We start from the raw sequence: 23005 nt of genomic DNA, 5'->3' as shown, positions 1-23005 counted from the left end.
TTATGCGGTGCATTAACGGTTTATGATTGATATCTGATAGCGCCTATCACTAAGATAACCGTTTCACATTTTAGTATCAGTCAGCGCCAGTGGTGACCAAAGGCGATTGCTCAAGGTACTGACTTTGACATTGCGCGCTATCGCTATCCCCTATTTATTCCAACGGCAACCCATGGTACACGCCCGTAATTTGAGGCACGGTTTGTCTATTACCATTTAACCCTAAGTACTATTTAATCAAACGTACTATTTAATCCTAAAGGTGTAATTAACATGGCTACAGATTTACAAGTCACAACCAACAAGCTATCTAATAAAGAAACCCAATTGACAGTTAAAGTACCTGTCGAAAAAATTCAAAACAAAGTCGAAGGTCGTATTCGCCAAGTTGCGAAAACTGCCAAGATTGACGGTTTCCGTAAAGGTAACGTCCCTATGTCACATATCCGTTCACAGTACGGTGCTGGCATTCAACAAGAAGTTATCAACGATGTGATCCGTGATACCGTTTTTGAAGCGATCAAATCTGAAGACATCCGCGCAGTTGGCATGCCTAACATCGACGACGTAAAACTTGAAGATGATTTCTTGGTTTATCAAGCCACTGTTGAAATCTTCCCAGAAGTAGACGTGCAAGGTATCAATGAGATCGAAGTTGAGCGTCACACTGCTAAAGTAAGCGAAGAAGACGTCGATACTATGATCGAAAACCTTCAAAAGCAACGTGAAGAATTCGTTGAGAAAAAAGGTAAAGCGGACAAAGGCAATCAAGTAACTTTTGATTTTGAAGGCTCTATCGATGGCGAAAAATTCGAAGGCGGTTCTGCTGAAGACTTCAAACTGGTTATCGGTAGCAACCAGATGATTCCTGGTTTTGAAGCGGGTATCAAAGGCATGAAAGCTGGCGAAGAGAAAGTTATCGACGTGACTTTCCCAGAAGACTACCAAGCTGAAAACTTAGCGGGTAAAGAAGCTCAGTTCAAAATCAATGTAAAATTGGTTGAAAAATCTAAGCTACCAGAAATCAACGAAGAGTTCCTTGAGCTATTCGGCGTGAAAGAAGGCGGCATTGAGAAGTTAAAAGAAGACGTTCGCAAAAACATGGAACGCGAAATCAAAAACGCTGCGCGTAGCCAAGTTAAGCAAGCGACTTTTGACGCATTGCTAGAAAAGAACGAGTTTGATGTACCAAATGCTATGCTAGAGCAAGAAATCGAGCGTCAGCGCAACATGATGATGCAACGTTTTTCTCAGCAGTTCGGTGCCAATGCTGATAGCTTCGATAAAGACATGCTACCAAACGAGCTATTTGAAGAGCAAGCGCTACGTGCTGCCCGTCTTGGCATCATCGTTGCTCGCGTTATCGATACCAAAGGCTTAGAAGTCGATCAAGAACGCGTTGAAACCTTCATCAAAGAAGCCGCTGAAAACTATGAAGATCCAAGCGAAGTAATCGAGTATTACACCAATGACAAGCAGCAGCGCGCGAACATTGAGTCTGTGGTACTAGAAGACCAAGTAGTTGATTATTTAATCGAGCAAGGCAAAGTAACTGACAAAGAAGTTAGCTACCAAGACCTATTAGCTGCACAGCAACAACAGCAGCAAGGCATGTAATTTAGTGAGATAACTTAGCAATTTGCCATTGAATGGCAACTTGCTAATCTCAATCTAAACAGGCTCTAACATAATGCTCTAACGCAATGCTCTAACATATGTGTTAGGGCATTTTTATTGGGGATTTATATGCTATCTTTATGGACAGTTTATCACCAAGCCCCTTGATAAATGGTTACAGACGCCTTATTAATAGTGAGTCAATCATTTTATTAATAGCACTCATGTTATAAATAGAAAATTATTTTTCACATGAAAAAGTTACTATTGCCTCAATAAAAAAGTTACCATTAGCTCAATTATTTTTAGCGATATCTGGCGCTTATTATTTCAGCCAGCGAATATTATTAAAAAGCGGCAACATCTAACATGATGAGCAGCCATACAAGCGTAGCCGCTCGCTCGCTTCAATCCCTTTATTTTATGTACTTATAAACAGGACATCTTTATGACAGATTATGATCGCATCACTGCCAACCCACATTTTGATATGCTGATGAGTGCGCATAACGACGCACAAGGCATGCAATATACCCAAAGCGCCCCTCAAGCTGCGCATGCAGCATTAGTACCGATGGTCGTTGAACAATCCTCTCGCGGTGAACGCTCGTTTGATATTTTCTCGCGTCTATTGCGTGAGCGCGTTATCTTTTTGACCGGTCAAGTCGAAGACCATATGGCCAATCTGATTGTTGCACAGTTGCTATTTTTAGAAGCGGAAAACCCAGACAAAGACATTCATTTGTATATCAATTCACCAGGCGGCTCAGTGAGTGCAGGCTTGGCAATCTTTGATACCATGAACTTCATCAAACCTGAAGTATCGACCATCTGTATGGGCGGTGCTTATAGCATGGGCTCGTTCTTGCTCGCGGCTGGTCAAAAAGGCAAGCGTTACTCTCTTGCCAATGCTCGTGTCATGATTCATCAGCCTTCAGGCGGCGCGCAAGGTCAAGCAACCGATATCGAAATTAATGCGCGTGAAATTCTAAAAACGCGTGCCCGTTTAAATGAGATTTTGGCAGAACGTACTGGTCAACCATTAGAGAAAATCGAAAAAGACGTTGAGCGTGACTTTTGGTTAGATGCGAAAGAAGCCAAAGAATACGGTTTGGTCGATGAAGTATTAGAGCGCCGCCCTACTTCTTTATAATTACCGCATAAGAGCAAAAGCTTTGATGGGCATCAAAAGCCTGAGCGTTATACGTTTTGGCTTTGATGTAAAAAATCAAAATATTTGTCAGTTTTAAATTTTAGGAGCGCCTTTTATGGCAGAAGATAACACCCCGCATTGCTCGTTTTGCGGCAAAGCCAAAAGCGATGTACAGCAGCTGATTGCCGCTGACGATGCCAATATCTGTAATGAATGTATTGAGCTATGTACCGATTTAATCGCTGATAGCGCTGAAGATGGCGATGATGACAGCGATATTGATACGTCTTGGGTCAATAAAAAGCTACCAACGCCAAAAGAGCTGCGTGCCAAGCTTGACGAATACGTCATTGGACAAGACGCTGCTAAAAAAGCACTAGCAGTTGCCGTCTATAACCATTATAAGCGTCTAAAAGTTAGCCAAACCTTAGCCAATGACAGCAAGAAAGCGAAGATTGGCGCTGACGATGCCATGGTTGAATTGGCTAAGAGCAATATCTTGCTGATTGGCCCAACGGGTTCTGGTAAGACATTGCTGGCGCAAACCTTGGCGCGTCTACTGGATGTGCCTTTTGCGATGGCCGATGCGACGACCCTGACCGAAGCAGGTTATGTCGGTGAAGATGTCGAAAACATCGTGCAAAAACTTTTGCAAGCATCAGATTATGATGTCAGTAAAGCAGAGCAAGGCATCATCTATATAGATGAGATTGATAAAATCAGTAAGAAAGGCGACAACCCGTCTATCACGCGTGATGTGTCAGGCGAAGGCGTACAGCAAGCGTTGCTAAAGCTTATCGAAGGTACGGTTGCTGCCATTCCACCGCATGGTGGTCGCAAGCATCCTCAACAGGAGCTGATCCAAGTTGATACGAGTAACATCTTAATCATCGTCGGCGGGGCGTTTGCCGGTCTTGATGCGGTTATTCAGCAGCGTACCGAAAAAGGCGGTATCGGCTTTAATGCGGATGTCAGCTCAAAAGACGATAGCAAACGCAGCTCAGAATTACTGCAACAAGTAGAGCCTGAAGATTTGATTAAGTTTGGTCTTATTCCTGAATTAATCGGTCGTCTTCCTGTTCTTGCTGCGCTCACAGAGCTGGACGAAGAAGCATTAGTTCAGATATTAACGGAACCAAAAAATGCCTTGGTTAAGCAATATAAGTATCTATTCGATATGGAAGGCGCTGACATTAGCTTTACCAAAGAAGCGCTCGATGCGATTGCCAAAAAAGCCATGGCGCGTAAGACTGGTGCTCGTGGTTTGCGTTCTATCGTTGAAAATGCGCTCCTTGAGACCATGTACGAGTTGCCTTCTATGAAAAACGCCAAGACTGTCATCGTCGATGAGCAAGTGATTAATGAAGGTAAAACACCTGAAATTATCTTTTCTACCGACGACTCAGAGCAAATAGCGATAGATGCTTAGCGGTTGTTATCAGCTTTATTAAAACTGTCATTGAAGTAAAGGCGTCTAGCATATCTTATGCTAGGCGTTTTTTTATGGCTGCTCACTTATGATCGTTTTATGACAGCCAATGTATGGATAAAGTGACAGCGGCGTCTATCAATCGTTTATAGCTAAAACCACAAAGCATGCTAAGGTAAATGTGCTACCAACACCTATCACTGATGAAACAAAGGACTGTTTATCATGCTTAACAATGTTACTTCTATCGCAACCTCATTACGTCAACACTTGCCTTTTCATACCACGATAGACCAAGATATCGCCCCTTATTATCATAATCATGTCGCGGCTATTACGGGTGCTGGCTCTGGTATGGGGCGCGAGTTGGCTATTCATTTGGCAAAGATGGGCTGCCACGTGGCGCTCTCTGATATCAACGCGGCGCAACTGGCACAGACCAAAGAATTGCTCGTTGGTTATGCTATCAAAGCGACCATGACAGTACTTGATGTCTCAGACAATAAAGCCGTGGAAGCGTGGGCAGATAGCGTCATGGCAGACCATGGCAAAGTGAACTTCATCTTTAATAATGCAGGCGTGGCGCTATATTCGACCGTAGAAGGCAGTAGCATTAGCGAGCTTGAATGGGTGATGGACATCAATTTTTGGGGTGTGGTCTATGGCACCAAGGCATTTTTGCCATTGATTAAAAATAGTGTCAAACAAAGCGAATCGACGAATGGCAGCAAAAAAAACAGATCGCGCCAATTTAACGAGCATGGTCACATCATTAATATCTCAAGCCTGTTTGGCTTGACTGCGCAGCCGTCACAATCTGCGTATAACGCCAGTAAATTTGCTGTACGCGGCTTTACTGAAAGCTTGCGTCAAGAGCTAGATATTCAGCGCTGCGGTGTGTCAGCGACCTGCATCCATCCCGGCGGTATTAAAACCAATATTGCCAATAGTGCCCGTGGTAATGACAGTATCAATGATATTGGCATGCGTACTGGCCCCAAAGCCATTCAGAGCTTTAATAAGTTTCTGAAATTTGATGCAGGCCATGCCGCTTTGATTATTTTGCAGGCTGCCGCGACCAATCAACCGCGCTGTCTGATTGGCAATGATGCCAAAATAATCGACGCGGTACAGCGTGTCTTTCCAGCGACATACAGTCAAATATTGAACGATGTCCATACGCTCTCTCGTAAGCTCAAACCACGCCGCCATAAAAAACCAAGCACGCCAAAATAGTATGTTTTAAAAATCACTGCCTACAAAAAAGCACTTAAATATTATCAATATTTAAGCGCTTTTTTGTGGGGAGTATTTCAACACTGTCTTTCAATATGGTTCTTCATACGGTATGAAATTGATTCATGTCCCTCTAAAGCCAAAACACTTTATCTATTTATATACTTTAATTATTTAATATTTGGTACAATTATGTTTCTAGCAACTTACAGATTGACGATTCATTCAGATTTTTTGCACAAAAATTAAGATTACTTCTGTCATTTTGACAGCTAAATTATCATAAAAATATATTATTACATATTATTTTTGATAATAAGGATATTCCAATGAAAATACTTTTAAGGGTCAAACCCTCTTCCTCCGTTTTACTGGCTGCTATCTTTGCTATTGGTGCGGTTAGCCTGTCAGGCTGTAGTGAATCAGATACCAAGGCTGTCGACCGTGTCGAAGAAGCTGAAGCATTAGCCCGTGTTAAGTCACTTGAGGCACGTGCCGCAGAAATTAAAGACGAGATGGCTGCAAATCCAAGCGCCAAACTGAGCGTTAGCATGCCAGATGAGTCCACTATTCCAGATGATGAGTTCGGCGCAGCAGTACGTCGCGGCTTACAAATCGCCAATCATACTTATAAAGAAATGCCTGACAATGTCGGCAACCAGTTGAATTGTACCAGCTGTCACTTGGGTAACGGCTCAGAGGCTTACGCAGCGCCTTGGAATGGCATGCCGGGTATTTATCCTATTTATCGTTCACGTGCTGGTCGCGTGAATTCAATACAAGAGCGCATCAATGGCTGTTTTGAACGCTCAATGAATGGCAAAGCGCTTGACTTAGGTTCAGATGATATGAATGCGATGGTGTCTTATATGAGCTGGCTATCACAGGGTTTGCCTTATGGTGTCTCGCCTGAAGGTCGCGGTTTTGTTAAGGTAGACAAAACTTTAGAGCCAAATACGGACAAGGGTAAAAAGCTGTTTGCTGAAAAATGTAGCGTTTGCCATGGTGAAAACGGCGAAGGTCAATATAACGACGATGGCACTTATATCTATCCAGCAGTAGCTGGAGACAAGTCCTTCAACGATGGCGCAGGTATGGCGCGAACTTATACAGCAGCGGCCTTTATCAAAGGCAAAATGCCCTTTGGTCAAGGTAACTCGCTTAGTGACCAAGAAGCGGTCGATATTGCTGCTTACTTTACCCATCTGCCGCGACCTATCAAAGCCAATAAAGACAAAGACTGGCCAAATGGTGATGCCCCTAAAGATGTACGCCGTTAATTAAAAAAAGCTCATAATTTATATAATAAAAAAGCCCAGTTATTTAATAGCTGGGCTTTTTTATTATTGATAGTTAGGACAATTTGCGTCCTTTATCTTTAATTTAAGGCAACTTCATATCACCATCAACCAGCCAGCCCACGCGGCGCATCACATGAGCGACCACCCCTGCAATTAGGGCAGGTAATACAGACATCAACAGGATAATCGCTGTCCATAATTGACCCGTACTCATGATGTCTTGTGACGCCTCAATCACTCCAAATACACCGACCAATCCGGCGGTACCCATACCCGCACCCGTTGCCGTACATGCCAGTCCAAAACCTACTGTCGCAATAGGACCAACGATGGCACTGGCAATCACAGCAGGCAATAACACCAGCGGTTTTTTTAACACATTAGGAATCTGTAGCATACTGGTGCCCAGACCTTGAGATATTACGCCACTGACGCCGTTGTCTTTAAAGCTTGCAACGGCAAAGCCAATCATGTGTGCCGCACAGCCTACCACTGCTGCCCCGCCTGCTACGCCGCCAAGCCCAATTGCGATACAAATAGCAGCGCTGGACGTTGGCAATGTCAATAAAATACCCACCACCACTGCAATCACAATACCCATTAACAGAGGCTGTAACTCAGTGGCCGCTTGAATACCTTGACCAATGGCAGCGACCGCAGCGACGATAGGTGGATTCAATAGGGCGCAAACTGCTAATGCTACCGCGCATACCAATAAAGGAACCAATAGAATATCGAGCTTGGTTTTGCCAGCGACCCAAGTACCAGCACGATAAGCAAATACCGAGGTCAAATACGCCCCTATCGGATTGCCCGGTAAGGCGGCAAAGGTCGCAGGTCCGCCTACTTGGGGCGTAAATAACGTCCCTGCCATTAATGCTTCAGAGTGTGCGCCAAGCATACCCGCCACCAAGCAGCTGAGCATGACGAGCGTCGGTGCTTTAAGGTAATAGGCGATACCTACTCCGATACCCGCACCCATTAGTACTGAGGCAAGCTTGCCCACCGCAACCAATGCGGGCAAATCTAACCAGCCACCGATTTGCGAGATGATTAGACCAGCAATCAATGTGACAAATAGCCCTAAAGCCATGCCAGTAAACGCATCAATAAAATACTTTTGGAAAAATGCTTTAATGAAGCCAGTAGGCGGTGTTGCTAAATGAGAGACAGTCATAGCCAGGCTCTTTATAAAATTTTTGATGAAAGGTAATAAACCAACAGAAAAATAACTTTGCTAAAAATCAGAGATAAAAAAAACGTCATTGCGACGCTTTTTTTATTATTCATAAAGAACTATAACTGTCATTAAACAGTATAACTTAACGACGCTGTTCAACAATAATGGAGTCAATACCGTTATTCTGTAGGCGCTGCTGAGCAGTGGTTACTGCTTGGCGGTTATTCATTGGGCGAGAAATAACTTGATAGATTGGCAAACCATTACCCGTCGTATTCTTGACCACGCGAGCGTCTACACCTGCCATCAACACTTGAGCACGGCGGCGATCCGCTTCATCCGCATCACCGAAGCTGTTGATCTGTAAAATGTAAGTTGCCGCAGGTTTTGCAGCCTGAACGCTAGCAGTACCTGCATTATTGGTGGACGTATTATTGCTACTAGTAGGCGGCGATCCATCATAGGTCGCATCTTCTTCAACGATCACAATGTCATCGCCGCTATTACTGGTAGCAGCGGTATTACCACGACTGGGCGCAATCACTGTATTTTCAGAGATACCAAAGTTACCAGTATCATCATTGCGACTGGCTGAGCCATCTTCAGGTTGAGTCACCACCACATCAGGCTCAAAGGCACTGATATCCCCTATACGATCATCGCCTGTCTCAGCAAGATCTTCATCAGGAATAGTCGCCATCTCTTGATTGGGCAAAATATCATAGAACTCATAATCACCATTATCAGTATCAGTGTCGACACGTGGCTGTACCTGACGATCAGGATCATTACCAGCGGTGCTGTCAGCGGGACTGAAATCAAATAATGGTGACAAGTATATAAATACCCCTATCATAAGGGTCAATACAGCCCCGACAAACATCCACAATAAGCCTGATACGCTACTTGTTTTGCGTTTTTCAGTCGCACCTTTAGGTTTTTTGGCTAGCATGGATCTGGTTCTCCCTACTGAATCTAACTATCATCAAATTATGGCTGGCAGTCATCTATACTCATACTACATGTTAGAAAGTTACTATATACTAGAAAAAAACTACATGCTAGATGGTGCCGACAACCCTAATAAACTAAGACCATTGGCCAATACTTGACGTACGGCTTTAGACAGACGCAAACGGGCTTGCATCAATTCCATCTCATCCGAGCTTGGTGTCTCACCTGACGTCAAACTCACTGGCAAAATGCGATTGCTGTCATACCAACCATGAAATAGCGCTGCCAACTCTTTAAGGTAGTTGGTCAAGACATGTGGCTCATAACCCGTCGCGGCGCGTAATAATGTCGCTGGATATCCTGCTAATAATTTAATTAGCTCGTCTTCGTTTGGTGCGCTAAGTAAGTTTTGATGTTCTAAACCAATCGCATCGTCTACCACAAGACCACTGTTTTGTAGCTTTTCTAACACTCGACAAACACGGGCATGCGCGTATTGAATGTAATACACTTGATTGTCTTTGCTTTGTGATTTAGCCAGCTCCAAATCAAAATCAATATGCACTTCAGGCTTACGGGCGACATAATAAAAACGCGCGGCGTCGTTACCAACTTCGTTACGTAAATCACGCAGGGTGACAAATTGACCTGAGCGCGAGGACATTTGCACTTTTTCACTGCCACGCCATAGTGCAACAAATTGCACAAGTACCACATCTAAACGCTCAGCATCGATACCAAGCGCCAATAAAGCGGCTTTTACGCGTGGCACATAACCATGGTGATCGGCACCCCAAACATTGACCACTTTATCAAAACCGCGATCAAATTTGTTTTTGTGATACGCAATATCAGAGGCAAAATAAGTAGATTGACCATTGGCACGGCGCACAACACGGTCTTTTTCATCACCAAAATCGGTTGATTTAAACCAAATATTACCGTCTTTTTCGTATAGGTAGCCTTTTTCATCTAAGGTCTGTAAGACTGGCTCAATATCGCTATCAATAGACCGTTCGCTAAACCAGCACTCGTAGCGCACACCAAAGTCATTTAAGTCATCTTTGATATCGGCTAAAATACTGCTCAATGCCGCATTTAAAAACAGCTCATAGCCCTCACCAAGCAAGGCTTTACTGTTGGTAATCAAGCCATCAATATGCGCTTCTTTGTCACCTGATAGCAGTGTTTTTTCGCCGTCCGCATTGATCTCAAACTCAGCATCTGCTGGCACATCTTTAGCGATTGCTGCAAAGCTATGAACGTAATGATCGCCGTGTTGCGCTTTTAACGTTTGGGCGATGTCACTGACATAATCACCTTGATAACCATTGACTGGGAAGATTATTTGCTCGCCGTTGGTTTCCAGATAACGCAAATAGGTACTGGTCGCCAAGATATCCATTTGACGACCGGCGTCATTGACATAATATTCACGCGTGACGTCATAACCAATCGCTTCCAGCAGGTTTGCCACGCTCATACCGAACGCTGCACCGCGACCGTGCCCAACGTGCAAACTTGACGTTGGATTGGCAGAGACAAACTCAACCTGAATTTTTTGCCCATCAAACTGATCGCTTAAACCAAAGCGATCTTGCAAGGCAAAGATATCATCTAATACCGCAAATTTGGCTTCCGCATTTAAGAACACGTTAATAAAGCCTGGACCTGCGATTTCTACTTGGCGAATGTCTTGGTTTTTAGGCAGCGCATTGACGATTTTTTCGGCAAGCTGTCGTGGATTGACCTTGGCAGCTTTGGCCGCTGTCAGCGCGATATTACTGGCGAAATCACCATGGCTTAAGTCTTTAGTACGGGTGATTTGGCTATTATTTTGCCAATCGCTTGGTAACGTGCCATCTGCTTGTAGGGTTTGAATCGCATCATTAAATAGTGATGCAAGTGTATCAATTTGGGCTTGTGACATAAGGATTTGAACTCAGTTAAATAAACAACAAAAACGGTATAAAAATGTGGCGAATGCGAGCAGCCAATAACTGCCTATTATAATAGCGACCGACATTGCAGGGGATAAAATAATACAAAAAAGATAAGTAACCTGTAAATATAACAATCTTTGCCCTGCATTGCACCATTTGCACCAAAATTAGCACTAAAATCTTACGGTTATGACAGTTAACACTGATAATTTAAGTGACTAGGGCGTGTCTTCATTTTAAAAATGGTGATAAACATGAGATAAATTGCCGTCAAACAAGGAAAATAGCACAAATAATATCGATATATTGATAAGCTGGTTGACGATGTTTGGCAAAATTTAGCCATTTTTAGCCCATTTAGAGGTTAATCGATTGAATTGAAGACACGCTCTAACAGGCGTTGTCTGTGCTTTCACTCACGATAAGTCAGATTAAAATATTTTAAATAGATCAGCATTTAGCGCTGTTACCGATAAGTCAGCCCTGCAAATTGTAGCGTTACTGTTGTCTCATACTTAGCAGCAGTTTATACCTGCTCGCTTCCGCGTTATAATAACGGTTTGTATTGCTGCCTGCTTTTTTCTGACTTATTTTATGGATTACTGCTTATATCATGAATGGTGATACTTCATTTTGAAGGCAATTATTATTAAAAGATCCATAAAATAATAGAAATAAATAAAGGCGGCGTTACTACTTTATAGGATTATGCCATGTTTGCTATTGCTGCCAGTACAGTTACCAGTTGGGGATTGTATGTTTTACTACCCATATTTATCGCCTTCTTATTTTTTATTATGTGGGATATCTCTAAAGAATCTCAAGCTGGGCGTGCGGGTACATTTTGGATTTTCTTAGCACTAGGCGCAGGGTTTGTGGGCTTCTTACTCAAGCTATTATTGGAAGTCGCTTTTAAAAGGTGGTTGATATAATTTTTATATAACTGGGCCGTGTCCTCACTATCAATGATAGGTAATAAATAATTCGCCTATCACTGATAAATAGACGATTAAATAATCAATTAAAAAATGCATGGCTCATGACGGCTTCACTTTATAGTGTGTCAATCATTCCTATCAAAATATCACTCACTGAGCCTTGCTATCATTTTTTACAACTTCACTCACGTAAGTTGGTAAATCCCACGCACCACCGGCAAAGCCTCGGCACATGCCAGTGCTTGAATCTTCGCTATTAGTAAACGTTTTGCCATCCCAAACCCATATCGCGCGATTCCAGCAATCACCCAAGCCTCGATCTTTATGCACAGCCCAAATCTCGCCATCAGAATAGTCATTGCCTGCCGTAGTGATCAGTTTTGGCTTGCTTGGTTTGTCATGATTAATAAGCCAATAACCTGAACTCTCATTATAGGCACCTTGCCAACAAAGATGACTGGCAAGCGTATGGGTGGCATCTACGGGTGTAAACGTCCAAGCCAACCTATCAGCACCATACTCTTGCATTCGTTGATACACGTCGTTCTTTGGATTAACCAACTCACAGTCTCCCATCACCTCATCTGAGCCCATTAACTGCTCGTCATCAATATTCACCCACTTGTTTATATTGACCTGAAAGTACGCCTGTTTTGATGCAGATAGTGTCTTATTGTCTTTTTCTGAATACGAGAATGCCTTTTTGATGATTGGCTTTGGCTTAGCGGATTTCGGTGTTTGCTTACTTGTGTGGTTTTTACTCACCAATGCTATTGGCGTGCCTACTCTGCCTTGCACCTCATCAAGTTTGAGCAATACCGCACTCATACCTTTGTCGCTAATAGACCAATTTTTATCACCCGCTCTTATCTCTATCTTAGTATTTTGACGCGAATGACTCAGAAGTTACTGAGTTTGCTTGGCGGTTAAATCGTACGCAGAACCATCAGCATCTGGTTGTAGCATGCCTTGGTTTTTGCCATTTAACCAAAGCTCAGCCTCGGTATTATTCTGCTTTGGAACCTCTGGTAAAAACTGTACTGTGGCACTTGGTAAAGAAACTTTAGGTAATACTGTGAGCAATATTGAGGCAGACGTATCTAATTGATCCTCCTCTGCATAACCTGCTGCGCGACAAGTCAATGTATTATCACAAACCACTTGCCAATCATCCTGCACAAAGCCCCACCCTTCAAATGGCGTACCATAGGCAGCATGAGCTGATATGGACGTCAATGGCAGCAAGCCCATCATAGCGCTGAGCAAAATCGTTAATTTTTTCACTGTCCATATTCCCTATGAGTGATACAGTACGCACGCGCTACTTTTTGGCAATCAAAGTCGCACGCATCGGCGCAGGATACCCTTCCATGGTTTTAGTCGAGTCATTAGGATCTAAGAAGTCGGCTAGCGAATGATAAGTCATCCACTCAGTTTTACGTTGTTCCTCAATCGAAGTCACTGCCATATCGACACAACGTACCTCTGAGAATCCAGCTTTTTCTAGCCAGCCTGTCAATGCCGCGACTGATGGTAAAAAATACACGTTATTCATCTGGGCATAGCGGTCATGTGGCACCAGTACGGTATTGGCATCACCTTCGATAACCAAGGTTTCAAGCACCAACTCACCGCCTTTGACCAACTGCCCTTTAAGCTGTTGTAAATGCTCAAACGGCGATTGGCGATGATAGAGCACCCCCATACTAAATACGGTGTCAAATAATTGGCTATGCTCGGGCAATGCTTCAAGTGGTACGGGGATATAATGCGTTTTATAGCTATCAGCTGCACCGACAAAATGACGAATCGCCATAAACTGATGATAAAATAAGCAAGACGGATCAATGATAATGACTGTATCCGCGCCAGCGCCAGCCATACGCCAGCCGTGATAGCCAGAGCCACCGCCCACATCTAATACGCGACGACCTTTTAAATTACCAAAATGCGGTGCGACCCGTTGCCACTTCCAATCACTGTGCCACTCGGTATCTATAAATATTGGCGCGGCTTGTTGGTCTTCATTCTGACCACTATCAATTTGATTTTCGAGCTGACCACCAATCTGAAATGGCCCTTTACGCCACGGCATCAGCTGTTTTAATAATGCCATTGTTTGTTTGCGCTGAGACTCACTAAGATTTGCCTCAATCGTCAGGACATCACTGTTCAGATCGACATTATTGACGGTTAATGTTGGCAAACGAGCGACTGACGCTTGATAAGCAGGTGCATGCGCGTAGTTGGCTTTGTCTTTGATATCATTTAACCATGTTGGCAAGCGCGTAAGCCATTCATAAGCACTTGGCTGCTGCTGGGCTAACTCCAACAAGGTTAAATACAATTCGCGTTCAGCGTGAGTAATAGTGTCGTTAAGCATAAGATTTCAGTTCGGATTAATTTATATTTAAAAGAGATGAGTTAAAAAATGAGCCTCGAAATCAAGATTCTTTAAAAATTGTGAAATAAGCGAGGCATAGGGCACCTATCTCTAATGACTCAGTTCGTACCTCGCTCATAGACAAAAAATAAGTATAAATTTATCGGAACTGTTGCTTTATTGACTCAGCTACATTTCCAATGTCTGGAAATACTGTTCCGCCATGAATACTAAGAGTTCGTAATTGACTGATAATAAGAGACTTACTATCTTTATGTATGATTAGCTTTTCTTCACCTGTTGGAAGATATTTATCGTCGTCAAGTTTAGCAGGCTTCGTAATATTATCACCCATACCAAATAATAAGAATGCACCATCTTGCTTAACAATCCTTTCATTATCTAAAAGGGGTTTAACACACACAGTAGAAATTAAATCTTTAGGATTTAGCATTGAACGGAAACCACTTTTTTCCTGCCCAACCTGATATATAAGAAGATCAACAGGGCTCTTTTGCGAAAACATATGTGGCTCCAGACTTTCTACACCTGTAATATCAAAGTCACGTTTCATCAGAGCCAGATTAGACAAGATCGCGACTGTGTCACTATCATAATATTTGATTTCCTTTTTAGGAACTTTAAATACGACAACTTCACCGTCCTTATCTTGATTACTTATACAGGAAAAGAATAGAGCTATTAAAGGATTAGAAGTTATATCCAATAAGCGTGTTGGTAGTCCATAGTGTTGCATCTTAACTAACTTCTGAAAAGTGCCGTTTAAATTATTAAACTCGTTAGGACATCTCAAAATAAGCTCTCGAAACATTTTGTCTTCATTATATATATGAGAGGTTTCTCTAAATAATGAAGGTAACGTAGCGTAAGCTTGATCCGAATGTCCACGATAATAGTACTCGTAGTTTTCATAATCCTTAGAAGCATATAGATTCAAAAGATCTATAAAGCTATCTACACTTATTACCTTCTTATCTATGCGTCTGTTGAAGTTCAAATTCACTGATAATTTCCTTAGCTCAATATAGCTGTGCCCTAGTAAGTATGAAAGATAATAGTGGGCGGTAGGATCAGCTCTCAAAAAATCTATTTAAATGCCACAATAGAGACGAAGTTTAAAAACTGAAACCATGTCAGATGACGTTTAAAGCCAACTTGATCTAACCGTGCATGATGCTCATCTAATGTATCAGTGATAAGCACATTCTCTAGTGCATTACGCTTACCGCTAATTTCCATCTCGCTATAACCATTGGCACGCTTGAAGTCGTAATAACGCTCAACCAACCATGCATCATATTGCTCATCAAAAGCATGGGTTTTTTCAGTTAATACCAGTATGCCGCCTTCGCTTAATGCTGCATAAATCTTCTCTAAGACTGCGACTCTATCGGCAGCGGGCAAAAACTGTAGCGTTAAATTCAAAATCACCATATCGCACGGTTCAAGCTCGACATCGCGAATATCAGCGGTAATGACTTCAATATCATGCTCAGGATAATTGTCACTCAGTAGCGTGGTCGCTTCGGTGGTCATCGCTGGTGAGATATCAATCGCTTTAATCTGCAAATCTTGCGGCTCAAACTCACCCGCCAACGTCATGCTTGCTGCGCCAAGTGAACAGCCCAAATCATACACTCGACTGACGCGCTGACCACTATCGCTCTGTTGACGATACTTACAGTGACGACGGGCAAATATGGGCAGCATCGCCAGCACTTGACCATAACCAGGCACACTGCGACGAATCATATCAGGGAAACAAGCCACCACTTGCTCATCGAAAGAAAAGCGAGCTGCTTTATCAAGTGGCGTGGTAAACGGTTTGTCAAATAGGGTGTCGTGTTTAACAATAGCAGGCTTAGATTGACTCATGATATGACTCATTTTGTGATAATAGAACTTAAATTAGGAGATAATTAATGGTCTTGCTTGTCATTATTAGCTGAAAGCGGCACGACGTAGCAAAAGCCCATTATAACATTACTGTTTGTTACTTATCGCGGTCAGATGCCCTGCTAAGCTAAATACGTATTGCTAAGTAAAAAACACTTGGCTCATATTTTATATTTATAAAAATAGGAAAAATTATGCAAACCATTATTTTGGGTGGTGGCTGTTTTTGGTGCACCGAATCGGTATTTTTATCCGTAAAAGGTGTGCAATCTGTCGTTTCAGGCTACATGGGTGGTGACGCTGTTTCTGCCAACTACGAAGCGGTCTGTAGTGGCAATACAGGGCACGTTGAAGTCATCAAAATCGAGTTTGATGACTCTATCGTCCCGTTAGAAGTGATACTTGATGTTTTCTTTGCCACCCATGATCCCACCACAATGGATCGTCAAGGCAATGACGTCGGCAGCCAGTACCGCAGCGTGGTTTTTTATACCGAAGAAAATCAGAAACCAACGATTGACCGCACTATCAACAAACTGCGCGATATGGGCGTCAATGTGGTCACTGAAGTACATCCAGCTGTTGAGTTTTATCAAGCAGAAGAGACCCATCAGGATTTCTTTAATAAGAATCCAGGACAAGGGTATTGTAACTTTGCCATACCGCCAAAGCTTGCCAAATTGCGTAAAGAGTTTAGTCAATATATGGTGAGCTAAACGACAAAATGAAGATAATTTTTATTTAGAATAAAAAAACATCTTGGTATTTCATTATAGCCAAACGCTTATTGTATTAGCGTTTGGCTTTTTAACATCTTTAGCATTTTCACTCAAAAAGTTATGATAGAAACAACTCAAATATAACCCTCAACGAATAAAGGCGAAGGTATGAACGCTGAATTTTGGCACAGCCGCTGGCAAGAGAAACGCATTGGCTTTAATCAGTCTGCGGTGAATCCATTATTAAGGAGGTACTTTAAACAATTAAACGTGCCAGCTGGTAGCCGTATCTTTGTCCCTCTTTGCGGTAAATCGATTGATATGGCTTGGCTGGCAGCGCAAGGCTACGACGTCGTAGGCGTTGAATTGGTGGAAACAGCGGTACAAGAATTCTTTACTGAGCAGAATATCTCCCCTACTGTGCACCAGCATGCAGACAATTCAGCCATTAAATACTATCAAGGTCAGTTGTCAGGACAAACTATTACCCTATGGGTTGCTGATATTTTTGCACTGTCATCTGAGGATATCGGATCTGTAAATGCCGTGTATGATAAAGCCGCATTGATTGCGCTACCGGCTGATATGCGTGTGCAATATAGTGCGCAAATGTACCAGCTCAGTGCTAATGCACCACAATTTATCATCACTCTCACTTATGACCAAAGCAAAAAAGCGGGACCGCCGTTCTCTATCAGTAGCGAGCAAATACAGCAATATTATGGCGATAACTATCATATCAGCGAACTGACGAGTGAACCTACTTCTATAGGATCGGCACCTGAGCTAATGGTCACGGAGCATGTTTGGCTATTAAAATGAGTGGTTGAAAAATGAAATGAGTGGTTAATAAAGCCTTTTGCGTAGTGATTAATCAGTACTAAATTATGATGGAGAAATTGAATGAAAATATTCGTTGGGCTGATAAGTTTAATCTCTATTTTGCTAGTCACACTCGCAGGTCCGCTGTACAAGTTTGGCTTAGTCGATTTAGCGACTGCGTTTTCAGGGTTTAAGTTTGGTGTATTTGCTGGTATCGCAGCATTGGTACTATTAGGCATACAGCTTTTATTTAAACGAGACACGGCTAGCATTGGTAGCGCATTAACATCAGCAGCGCTTGCTATCATTGCCATTGCTATTCCACTAAGCATGATGAATAGCGCTAAAAATGTACCGCCCATTCACGATATCTCAACTGACTTAGTGAATCCACCTGAATTTGTGGCCATTGCTCCACTGCGCGCTGATGCAGCAAACCCAGTTGAGTATGCAGGTGTAGAGACTGCAACGCAGCAGCGTGCCGCCTACCCTGAATTACAAACATTACGCTATAGCCAGTCAAAATCTGAGTTGGTTGAGGCAACCAAACAAGCCATCGATAATTTAGGTTGGGAGCTTGTCAATATCGATGCTGACAAAGGCGTCATTGAAGCGACAGATACGACTGCTTGGTTCGGTTTTAAAGATGATGTTGTCGTGCGTATCACGGATAACAGTAGTGAACGTCTAGTAGATATTCGTAGCAAGTCACGGGTTGGTGGGAGCGATTTGGGCAAAAATGCGGCGCGGATTCATAAGTTGATTGAAGAGTTGGATAGGGTTTTGGGCGAGTGATTAGGTTTTGAATGAAGTAGAAATGATTAATTGAATTTTTTTAGTACTTTATCCATTTTAGCCTATCTACCTTAAACCCTCTCTCAACCTCACGCCACCGTCAATTTATAGTAACAGCTTACTTCGATACCTTTTCTTTACCCATGAGATTGGTTACTCTAAGTCCATACTGCACTAATCAGCTTTGCTTTCTCTTTTAATAACTATTTCAACGTTTATAGGATATTTTCATGCGTTTGACTCCAGTTTCTACTTTATCGTTACTCAGCCTTGCTGTTGGACTGAGTTTTGCTAGCACTGCTCAAGCAGCCAAACCACCAGCACCAAACTTATCTAATGCCGAGTTTCAACAATGCTTAGACGGTTTGAAAAACTCTAGTAAATTTCGCGGGGTTGATAGCTCTACTTTTAATAACTATCGCCCTAGCCAGCCTGATCCTAGCGTGATTCAGTCATTGAATTATCAGCCAGAATTTCAAAAAGACGTTTGGGACTATTTATCTTCACTGGTCGATAAAGAGCGTGTAGAAGATGGCATCCGCGCCAAGCGCCAATGGGCAGATACGCTACGTCAAATTGAATCACGCTATGGCGTCAAAGCCGAGCACGTACTAGGTGTATGGGGCGTTGAGTCAAACTTTGGGCAGACATTGGGCAAAAAACCTTTGTTTGAGTCTTTAGCGACGCTGTCTTGTTTTGATCGCCGTCAGAGCTACTTCCAAGGTGAATACGCTAATGCGCTAAAAATCGTCCAAAACGGTGATATCGCGCCAAGTGATATGACCGGCTCATGGGCAGGCGCTTTTGGGCAAACGCAATTTATGCCAAGTACCTTTTTAGAGCTGGCAGTCGATTTTGATGGCGATGGTCGCCGTGATTTGGTCAATAGTGTGCCTGACGCGCTCGCCTCTACCGCCAACTTCTTGGACAATCGTGGCTATCGCACGGGCGAGCCTTGGGGTTACGAAGTCAAGCTGCCCAGTGGATTTTGGGCTGCGTCTGACCGTAAAAACAAGAAGTCTATTAGCCACTGGCGCAATCAAGGTATCACGCTCGCCAATGGCAGTCCATTGCCAAACGATTTGAGTAGCGCCGGGTTATTATTACCCGCTGGCAAAGATGGTCCTGCTTTCTTGGTCGGTAAAAACTTTGATACGTTTTATTCTTATAATGCGTCAGAAAATTATGCATTGGCAATCGCCCATTTATCAGACTTAATCACCAAAGAGGACAGCAGCAAAACTGACTTTGTCACGGCATGGCCTACCGATGACCCTGGTATCAGTCGCCAGCAAGCCAAAGATATCCAGCAGGCGTTATTGAATGCGGGTTACGATATTGGTGGTGTTGATGGCATTATTGGCGACAATACCCGTATCGCGATTCAGCAATACCAATCTAGTCGTGGTATCTTGCCAGCGGATGGCCGCGCAGGACAGAAATTCTACCGCGCAATCATTGGAAACGCTGGAAACACAGCCCCGAAAAGTACGCAATACGGCAATCAATACGGACAGCCATCGAATAGCCAGCCTTTAAACCCTGCCTCTGCTGATCGCATGGGACAGCTGATTCAGCAGCAAACGAGTACTCCTAATGCTTACTCGACGCAGCCTTCTGCACAGTCACCTACCTCTGGTAACACACGCTATCGCCGTGTCATCGGTAGCGACGGTGTGGTAAAGCTCGTTCGTGTTGACGAAGGTTCTTAGTATTCCGCGGATGTATCTTAGGTTAAACACATACTATACTAAGCACGCCCTAGATTAAGCACATAAAAAAAGCCACGTTAATAATAACGTGGCTTTTTTCATAAGGTTCATTCTTTAGTTTTTAGTCAGCTTTTAACTTAAACGATCGGTGGTGGGTTCGGTTTACCATTGTCGCCATCCCAGTTCTCACGTGCTTTTTCATCTAGATCAGCAGGCGTTTTTGGCTCCCACTTGCCGTTTTCTTTCCAAGTAGCATCACCCCAATCAGCATCTTCTTCTTTTCTGTCCAAGTCTTTATAAGCTTGGCTAGGGTCGATACCGCGACGTTTCATGTCCGCTACTTGCTCTTCTAGTGTATGAAACTGCTCGGCAGCATGCATAGATTCTTCTAAGCCATCAAGCTCTTTTTTTAATGCATCGTTTTTAGCGTTACTCATCAGGTGCTCTCCTTAGTCAGTATTATTATGCGATTTATATACATCCGATTTGTATGTATACAATATATAAGTCAGTAATTTTAATATAAATAATGTATTTATTATCAATCTCTGATTAGTCTTAATATTACCAGTCTTAAATGGATTCACAACCTTTGACGCGTATGCTTTGTATTACAAAACGTAGTCACAGCCACACGTGTGCTCTTTACAGCAGATAGGCTATGACTACTTTTAAATGAGGAAGGCAGGAATATTATTAGTGCAAAATACGAATCATTGGGAGTTATGATGGACTTCGTTCAATAGATTTTTTGCATGAAAGGTCAACTTCCAAAGTTCTTGCGAGACGCGAGTGCCATAGGTTGTGAGCTGTATCCAGTTTGCACCCACTAGCTGACGTTGTAGCTGGTTCAAATCATCTTGAGAAATTTGGCAGCGCGAGACGGCATGGACATTCGGCATCTCTTTTTTGATGTCTTGCTCAGCTTTTGACGCTATCAAGCGATTCACAGCATTTTGCAAGCCATAGCTCGAAAAGGTCGCTGGTATTTTCATCAAGGCGATCAATATCTCTTGCCATGTTAAGGTCAAGGGTCTGGTAACATCGGTTAGGTTGCCACCTGCATAAGCTTGAGCGCTATATTGAATATCAAAAGCTTCTAACAATACAATTGGCTTACTCACATCATCAGAGACGAATTCATCAGCAGGTGGGCTATTTTCCTTTAGCGTTTTGTCAGTAGACAATAGATCTGCAAACCGTTCCGCCACGGTTTGCTTGCTGAATTTAATCATCTCTTCATTGGCTCTCAGCCATCCACCAACGACCTGATGATTGGTCACTGCGTTATAGTAAGCTTGTACAAGTAATGGCTCAATATCCGTTTCTGTATCATAATAATATATCGTATTGTCCTGCCGAGTCACTGACTTAATAAATTCTTGCAGTTGACGACTGATACTCGCATCTGGATGATGATTTTTGATTAAGATGAGTAACGGTTTGAGCTTGGCTTTGGCATTCAAATAGCTCAAATGCATTTGGCTAACGCCATTCCTTTGCACGGTGCCATAACTGTCTCCAATGAGCATCAGTGCATAATCGCAGGAGTCGATACATTGTCGACCATATAGCGATGCTTTTGGTAATTGGCTCGACACATCATAGGTCAAAAAAGCCCGCGACTGAAAAAATATCGCCAAGCTGTCCAAGACCAACAATTGATCATTGTCAGCGCATATGATGTGAATATGATAGCGACGGTTTGGCACAATCACCTCTAAGCTTAGGTCATGACATAGAATAATATGATATAAAATAGAGCACAAATATCTTGTGTTGCACAGCCTAGCATAATCTTATAAAAATAAGCTCAATTTATTTTTAATATATCAATATTATGGTTACGGGTTTGATATAAACACCTTTAGCTGCGCCTATTCAGAACAGTATTGCAAGATGGCGTCTTTGCCAAGCAAACGCGCTATTAAAGTACCCAGTTTATCATCGAACTTAGTCGCATAAAAAATCAATGGCGGTCGAATGACAACTTTTGTTTTGTCAGTTGTTTCTAAACAATGACCATCTGAGATATTGTTAACCAATGCAGACAGCTGGTTTGCAGCCAATAGCTGCTTAACTCGCTCAGCAATGGCTTGTCCAGAATCAACGACCTGCATCGCCAATTGCTGCTGAGCAATCTCATCTAACAAAAACGTTTTGAAAAATGGATAGTGCGTACAGCCTAGTACCAATTGATCAACGCCATCATGAGCAAATAATGTGAGCTGCTGGCGTAATCTTAAAGCAGTATCGTCCTGCTCTGGCATTCCCGCCTCTACCCAAGGTACCAATTGCGGATCAAAATATTTGGTCACTACCGTATTGTTGGGTTTAGCAAAGTGATCGATGACCTCATTAAGCAATGTGCCATTCAAGGTAGCTTTAGTCGCTAAAACGACCACGCGACCAGTTTTGCTCGCCGATATGGCGGGCTTTAGCGCCGGTACTAATCCGACGATAGGCAGTTGCGGATAACGCCGTCTGGCTGTTGCCAAAGCATAAGCTGAGGCGCTATTACAAGCAATAACAATGAGCTTGCAGCCCTGCTCATACAACCAATCAACGGCTGTTAAAGTCAACGCTTCAATATCGGCGCTATCACGATTACCATAAGGCACATTTAAGGTGTCTGCATAATAGACATAACGCTCGGCAGGCAACTGCTGTGCCAAATGTAGATAAACAGACAGTCCACCGACACCAGAGTCAAACAATCCGATTGGCGCATTGCGCTTTTTATTATTTATAACTGTGCCGATATTCGTTTTATGGATGTCAGCTTTAGCGTTAGTTATACTCTCTACATGCTCAACATGTTTACCATCAAGGCTATCTGAGCGCATTTTCACCCTATTTAAGCTATTACTTGCAGCAATATCCATCACTACTCTACTGCCATTTTT

Annotated in this window: 19 protein-coding genes and 1 pseudogene; 10 read left to right on the top strand and 10 right to left on the bottom strand. The window is 42.9% G+C overall.

Annotated elements, in window-relative coordinates:
• The first annotated feature begins 273 nt into the window (after positions 1 to 273).
• The 5 genes from tig to I3252_RS09705 all read left to right on the top strand — a co-directional run bounded on the left by tig (position 274) and on the right by I3252_RS09705 (position 6715).
• Positions 274 to 1617 (top strand): trigger factor, encoded by a 1344-nt coding sequence (gene tig, locus I3252_RS09725; protein WP_055125866.1) that lies wholly within the window; start codon positions 274 to 276, stop codon positions 1615 to 1617.
• 448 nt (positions 1618 to 2065) lie between these two features.
• On the top strand, positions 2066 to 2770 hold the full coding sequence (clpP, locus tag I3252_RS09720) for an ATP-dependent Clp endopeptidase proteolytic subunit ClpP (RefSeq protein ID WP_270896824.1): 705 nt from the start codon (positions 2066 to 2068) through the stop codon (positions 2768 to 2770).
• 115 nt (positions 2771 to 2885) lie between these two features.
• The gene (gene clpX, locus I3252_RS09715; RefSeq protein WP_045448011.1) at positions 2886 to 4199 is read left to right on the top strand and encodes an ATP-dependent protease ATP-binding subunit ClpX; all 1314 of its coding nucleotides are present in this window, start codon (positions 2886 to 2888) and stop codon (positions 4197 to 4199) included.
• Between the two features lie 225 nt (positions 4200 to 4424).
• A complete protein-coding gene (locus tag I3252_RS09710) occupies positions 4425 to 5435 on the top strand; it encodes an SDR family oxidoreductase (RefSeq protein ID WP_269129682.1) in 1011 nt (336 codons plus the stop codon).
• Between the two features lie 329 nt (positions 5436 to 5764).
• Entirely contained in the window at positions 5765 to 6715 is a 951-nt protein-coding gene (locus I3252_RS09705; protein WP_238035044.1) for a c-type cytochrome, read from the top strand.
• 103 nt (positions 6716 to 6818) lie between these two features.
• Here the strand turns inward: I3252_RS09705 and I3252_RS09700 are convergent, their stop codons facing one another.
• The 3 genes from I3252_RS09700 to argS all read right to left on the bottom strand — a co-directional run bounded on the left by I3252_RS09700 (position 6819) and on the right by argS (position 10800).
• The gene (locus I3252_RS09700; protein ID WP_238035043.1) at positions 6819 to 7913 is read right to left on the bottom strand and encodes a PTS sugar transporter subunit IIC; all 1095 of its coding nucleotides are present in this window, start codon (positions 7911 to 7913) and stop codon (positions 6819 to 6821) included.
• A 145-nt stretch (positions 7914 to 8058) separates the two neighbouring features.
• Positions 8059 to 8868, bottom strand: a complete 810-nt coding sequence (locus I3252_RS09695; protein ID WP_238035042.1) for an SPOR domain-containing protein — start codon at positions 8866 to 8868, stop codon at positions 8059 to 8061.
• Positions 8869 to 8970: 102 nt separating this feature from the next.
• Complete coding sequence (gene argS, locus I3252_RS09690) at positions 8971 to 10800, bottom strand: arginine--tRNA ligase (RefSeq protein WP_238035041.1); 1830 nt, start codon at positions 10798 to 10800, stop codon at positions 8971 to 8973.
• 726 nt (positions 10801 to 11526) lie between these two features.
• Between argS and I3252_RS09685 the strand changes: the two genes are divergently transcribed.
• Positions 11527 to 11745, top strand: coding sequence for a DUF2788 domain-containing protein (locus tag I3252_RS09685; RefSeq protein WP_045448016.1), 219 nt, complete (start codon positions 11527 to 11529; stop codon positions 11743 to 11745).
• Between the two features lie 156 nt (positions 11746 to 11901).
• Here I3252_RS09685 and I3252_RS09680 read toward each other — a convergent pair.
• From I3252_RS09680 to cmoA, 4 genes and pseudogenes are all read right to left on the bottom strand, one after another.
• Positions 11902 to 13002 (bottom strand): annotated as a pseudogene (locus tag I3252_RS09680) (DUF1176 domain-containing protein).
• Positions 13003 to 13072: 70 nt separating this feature from the next.
• Positions 13073 to 14134 (bottom strand): tRNA 5-methoxyuridine(34)/uridine 5-oxyacetic acid(34) synthase CmoB, encoded by a 1062-nt coding sequence (gene cmoB, locus I3252_RS09675; protein WP_238035040.1) that lies wholly within the window; start codon positions 14132 to 14134, stop codon positions 13073 to 13075.
• A 160-nt stretch (positions 14135 to 14294) separates the two neighbouring features.
• On the bottom strand, positions 14295 to 15158 hold the full coding sequence (locus I3252_RS09670) for an FRG domain-containing protein (protein ID WP_238035039.1): 864 nt from the start codon (positions 15156 to 15158) through the stop codon (positions 14295 to 14297).
• Positions 15159 to 15241: 83 nt separating this feature from the next.
• Entirely contained in the window at positions 15242 to 16042 is an 801-nt protein-coding gene (gene cmoA / locus I3252_RS09665; RefSeq protein WP_238035038.1) for a carboxy-S-adenosyl-L-methionine synthase CmoA, read from the bottom strand.
• 203 nt (positions 16043 to 16245) lie between these two features.
• Between cmoA and msrA the strand changes: the two genes are divergently transcribed.
• The 4 genes from msrA (at position 16246) to I3252_RS09645 (ending at position 20099) form a co-directional block, all read left to right on the top strand.
• Positions 16246 to 16767: a peptide-methionine (S)-S-oxide reductase MsrA gene (gene msrA / locus I3252_RS09660; RefSeq protein ID WP_045448022.1), complete on the top strand. Its 522-nt coding sequence runs from the start codon at positions 16246 to 16248 to the stop codon at positions 16765 to 16767.
• A 171-nt stretch (positions 16768 to 16938) separates the two neighbouring features.
• A complete protein-coding gene (tmpT, locus tag I3252_RS09655) occupies positions 16939 to 17592 on the top strand; it encodes a thiopurine S-methyltransferase (RefSeq protein ID WP_238035037.1) in 654 nt (217 codons plus the stop codon).
• 81 nt (positions 17593 to 17673) lie between these two features.
• Complete coding sequence (locus I3252_RS09650; protein ID WP_238035036.1) at positions 17674 to 18387, top strand: DUF1499 domain-containing protein; 714 nt, start codon at positions 17674 to 17676, stop codon at positions 18385 to 18387.
• Between the two features lie 230 nt (positions 18388 to 18617).
• Positions 18618 to 20099 carry a lytic murein transglycosylase gene (locus I3252_RS09645; protein ID WP_238035035.1) on the top strand — a complete coding sequence of 494 codons (1482 nt, stop codon included), beginning with the start codon at positions 18618 to 18620 and terminating at the stop codon, positions 20097 to 20099.
• Positions 20100 to 20236: 137 nt separating this feature from the next.
• Here the strand turns inward: I3252_RS09645 and I3252_RS09640 are convergent, their stop codons facing one another.
• The 3 genes from I3252_RS09640 to murI form a co-directional block, all read right to left on the bottom strand.
• Positions 20237 to 20536, bottom strand: a complete 300-nt coding sequence (locus I3252_RS09640; RefSeq protein WP_045455583.1) for a hypothetical protein — start codon at positions 20534 to 20536, stop codon at positions 20237 to 20239.
• A 276-nt stretch (positions 20537 to 20812) separates the two neighbouring features.
• Positions 20813 to 21811 (bottom strand): DUF4062 domain-containing protein, encoded by a 999-nt coding sequence (locus tag I3252_RS09635; RefSeq protein WP_227694213.1) that lies wholly within the window; start codon positions 21809 to 21811, stop codon positions 20813 to 20815.
• A gap of 165 nt (positions 21812 to 21976) precedes the next feature.
• Complete coding sequence (murI, locus tag I3252_RS09630; RefSeq protein ID WP_238035034.1) at positions 21977 to 22984, bottom strand: glutamate racemase; 1008 nt, start codon at positions 22982 to 22984, stop codon at positions 21977 to 21979.
• Between the last annotated feature and the right edge of the window lie 21 nt (positions 22985 to 23005).

This window comes from Psychrobacter sp. Ps4 (assembly GCF_022129285.1).
GTDB classification, from domain to species: domain Bacteria; phylum Pseudomonadota; class Gammaproteobacteria; order Pseudomonadales; family Moraxellaceae; genus Psychrobacter; species Psychrobacter immobilis_A.
This window is presented reverse-complemented; position numbering and strand designations above follow the sequence as displayed.